We start from the raw sequence: 4,475 nt of genomic DNA on the forward strand, positions 1-4,475 counted from the left end.
GTTTCCGTCTGGCCAACCCGGTTAGTGAGCGATGTTAACGCGGCGCCCTGAGATGTCAGCGTGGCGCCCTGTTGCTCAACTTTCTGCGTCAGGGACGTCAGCGCGGCCGCATCGGCTTTTTTCCCGAGGCTGGTTTCCAGGCCACCGATACGGCTCGCCTGCGCGCTCTGCTCTGTCGTCAGAGAACTCAGTTCACCAGAAACAGCAGCTTTGTTGTCGTTAAACTGCGTCTGCAGGGACTCTCTGGCCTTAACTTCCGCCGAGATGGCGGTAACGCGCGCGGTTTTTTCCTGGTACAGCAGCCCGGAGGTGACTTTCTCCAGATCGCTCCCATCATAGGAGCCACGCATCTGCGCCGCCAGCGTGCTGCGTGCCTGTGCTTCGGCGGTCAGCGCGTTACTCAGCGTACTGCGCACATCCTGCAGAGCCGCCGTACTGGCGCCGGGTGCTGGCCGGCCAACGGCGATCCAGTCGAATTCGATAAAGTTGCTGGCATCCTGCTGGTTCGTCAGGTCCAGGCGAATACGATCAATGTTCCCTGTCCACGGAATATCACGCACCGTCAGGGTTGCCACCCCATCGGCATATTCCGGCTCAGCAACAATGTATCGCTTCGTGTTATTGAAGTTTTCGCCGGCAGACACCCAGCGGATCTCACCTGCCCAAACTGGTTTGCCGGTTTTACGAAAGCGCAGCATGATGAAACGGTACGCCGCACCATCGACAGCCAGCCCGCCAGGAGAGGTAATGTACGGATCGGTGGCGCTGTCCGCCGGGCGTAACCAGCCATCCTGTGACACACCCGGTACGCCGGCGCTGCCGGTCCAGCCCTCGGTCGTCTGATTGTTGAAATGCCAGATAACCTGCGAATCGAACTGGATATTAGCGCCGGCAGCGAGGCTGGACATTTCCCGCGCCAGATTTTCATCGGCGGTCTTCATCACCTGAGTCAGGCTCTCGATACTCGCCTCAATCCCCTGCGTTGCCGCCAGCAGTTCATCAGCGGCCTGTGACGCCTTCGCGTTAACATCGGCGATACGATCCGCGGTCTCCTGCTTCACCGCATTGGTCAGCGTGGTGTTGACCTGAGACAGCGACTGCTTCAGGCCATTTTCGGCAGTCTTTATCTGCGCATTCAATGCGGCATCGCCGTCGGCCAGCGTTTTGCTGACCCTGGCAATCTCCAGGTCGATGGTGGCGTTGATTTCCGCAGCCGTATCGGTGACTGACTGTCTTACCTGGGTGATGCTGTCGGTCAGCGACTTGTTCACAGTTGCGATCTGCTTGTTCGCATCTGCGACGGCGGATTTTGCCTCCTGAACGCCTTTGTTTGCCTGAGCCAGACCAGAATCGAGAGCCTCATTGACCGAGGTGATCTCATCCGTGATGGTTTTATTCACGGCGGAGATCTTCCCGTCAACATCAGCCGTGATGCTTTTCGCCGATGCATCAATATCCTGGCTGACCTGCTTCGCCTGGTCTTCGGCTTCCTTACGCAGAGCTTCAGCGGTCTGCTCCAGTTCCTGCTGCGTATTGCGGATACCTTCCTGTGTTTCGCTAATGGTGCGCTGCGTTTCCTCCCAGGCAGCCGTATCCTTGATCGCGTCGGTCAGGTTTTCGTAGTAGTCATCAAAGTTATCGCTGGCCATCCCCTGGACCCAGCCGGTCCACGGGCTTTCATTGCCAAGACGATCCACAAGACGCGCCCGATACCAGAATTCTGCGCCCATACTGAGGCCCATCTGCTGATAGCTTTTCCCCGGATAGGCCACGTCTGATAACGGCATCGGCGCACTGCCGTCCTGATTTTTGCTGTACTGTAGTTCCGTGCGCAGCGTATCCCCGGAGCCGGTCGGGAACTCCCAGCTAACCTGGACCCCATGAACCAGAGAACGGGTTGCCAGCGCCAGCGGTGCCAGCGGCTCGCCGACCTTGCCGGTCAGGGTTTTCTCTTCGGAATACGCCCAGCCGCTCGAGATCTCCGCCGCATTGATCGCGCGGACGCGAACCAGATAACGACCGGCATAAATGCCGCTGACCTCAAACGAGGTGGTCGAGCTGCGCGGCACATTAATCCAGTTCCCGTCGTTACGGCGCCACTGTGCCTCGTAGGCAATAGCGCCGCTGACAGCTGACCAGTTAACCTGCATCGTTTCGACGCTGATCCCCTGATTCACGACCGAGCGGGATGTGATGACAATATCGTCAGGAGGTGACTGGTTGCCCGCCGGCAATACGCTAACCGGGCGCTGGTCGATAATAGCGCCGGTATCGATGCGGGCGAATTTATCCGGGTCATGTGCCACGCCGGTGATCGTGAGGGTGGCATCGCTGTTCTCTTTTACCCCTGTAACCCGGTACTGCTGCAGGAAGAGGTCATCGGATTCAACGGCCCAGACGCATTCCCGTTCTGGTGTCTCACTGTACGCCGTTGTGACCGTAATCTGCCGGCGTCCGTTAACAGCCTGAATGGTCCGGCTCTGTGAGATACCGGATGGCAGGTTTAGCTGGAGACGGTCGCCAGGTTTGGCATCCACATCACGATCCAGAGTAATCACCCGGCCATTCACCGCGCTGATTCGCCCGCCGTTGACCCGTCCGGCCAGCAACTCATCCGCCAGGGCAATGATATAACCGGGTTGAGGAATGCGACCGTCCAGCCCCACATCAAACTCAACGACCCGGTCTTTGTTGTTGGTCAGTATGCCCCACAACCCCTTACGGTGGGCTTCGCTCTGGCGCGTACAGCCAATCGCGGTCAGTTCGAGCTGGTTAAAACTGTAGCGGGAAACCAGTTCCGGGATAAACGCCGGCTCCATCGCATCAGCATAAGCATTATCCGGATCAGACCAGGAAACCAGGGCGTTGGTGTACCGAACCTGGCTGCTGCTGCTCGAATAACGGGGTTTGCCGATAATATTGGCGCGCGTATAGGTAAAATCGACATCACGCGGCATATCAGCCTGCACAACAATCTGCTCACCGTTCCAGCAGGTCATGCCCCGGAAAATGGCGGCAAAGTCTCGCAGCACGGTGTAAGCATCGTTGCGTTCCTGAACATAGACGTTACAGGTATAGCGCGGCTCCATGCCGTCACCACCACGCCCGTCAGGAACCAGCTGATCGCAGTACTGTGCAATCTGGTACAGCGTCCATTTCGAAATATTGGCGCTGCTCAGACGATTACCGAGACCAAAACGGTCAGCTGTAACAATGTCGTAATAGATCCAGGCCGGGTTATCCGTCCAGGCCCATTTAAACCCGCCGGTCCAGACCCCGGTATATTCACGAGTTTCCGGATTGTAGTTATCCGGCACACGAATCACGCGCCCACGCGGCTCACAGGAAATTTGCGGAATGCTGCCATTCAACTGGCTGGCATCGAACTCGATATAAAGCAACGCGGTGTTGGGATAACGCAGTTTGGCATCAATCACTTCGGTGTAGCTCTGCAGCGTCATCACGTCGCCGACTTTGACACTGTTCGCATCCGGAGTGATTTTACGCAGGCGTAGCGTCCAGGTACTGCCGGCCTGGGGCAGATCGATACGATGGCTCCGCTCATAGCCGGAGGTGGCTTTACCCGTGACAGCGGTTTCCAGTACCGTCTGCCAGGCGCCGCCATCGGTCTGCAGGTCAATCGCATACTCGACGGTATTGCCCACCACGTCGCCGTCATCTTCCTGTTTCATCAGGGACGGCCATTTCAGGCGGACACGAACGGCAGAAAGCTGGGTATTAGTAAAGGTATGGGTCCAGGCTGTCTTGCTGGAAACTTCCGTTCCCACACTGATTTCATTTTCAGTGCCGGGAATACCCTGAATATAAGTCTGAGCCTGCGTGCCGGGTCGAAATTCCCAGGACACGCCACTGAAGTTTTGCGAACCATCAGCATTTTCAAGCGGGGTGCCATCAAGATAAATATCTTTACCGGTTAAACCACCTGCAAATTCACCCTCACCTAATGCGAGCAGAATTTTGGCTTTCGCAACGGACTGTAAATCATCCGGCTGTTCCGTCGGTGTACGCTGCTTTGAGCCGCCACCCTTGCGCCCTTTAATTATGTTATTTGCCATATTACGCCCATAAAAAAAGCCACCGCAAGGTGGCCTGAATTAGATGGTTTACTGAATAAAACTTATTGCTGGTCTTCTACGTAAATACCGGCAGATATAATGGCGCCGCCAATTCGGCGTTTGCCATAAAGCAAAGGGACCGGGTACCCCTGAGAGGCAGTGTTCGTCACGCCCCCAAAGGCGTAGGACGCTTTATTGTCAGCGGATTCTTTTCGTGCCAGGCCAGCTGGCTGTGGGGAAAGCATCTGAACGACGCCGCCGAGCATCATGGCGCCGCCAGCCAACCCGACATTCCACGCAGTACCTGCGGCTAAAGCACCGGCGCCGGCAGGTCCAAGCATAACGGCAGCAGCTATGATTACTGCGCCAAGGATAGTCTGCAATACCCCTGCTTTTTTA

The 4,475-nt window shown here is 56.8% G+C and carries 1 protein-coding gene and 1 pseudogene; both read right to left on the reverse strand.

Going from position 1 to position 4,475, the window contains the following annotated elements; all coding sequences use genetic code 11:
- Positions 1-4,076, reverse strand: a 4,076-nt coding sequence (locus FQK12_RS00380) for a host specificity protein J (protein WP_261392689.1), incomplete at its 3' end; no start/stop codon positions are given.
- Positions 4,077-4,138: 62 nt separating this feature from the next.
- Positions 4,139-4,475, reverse strand: a pseudogene (locus FQK12_RS27415) (tail assembly protein); the annotation flags it as partial.

Source organism: Klebsiella sp. ME-303 (assembly GCF_007910085.1).
GTDB lineage: Bacteria > Pseudomonadota > Gammaproteobacteria > Enterobacterales > Enterobacteriaceae > Klebsiella > Klebsiella michiganensis.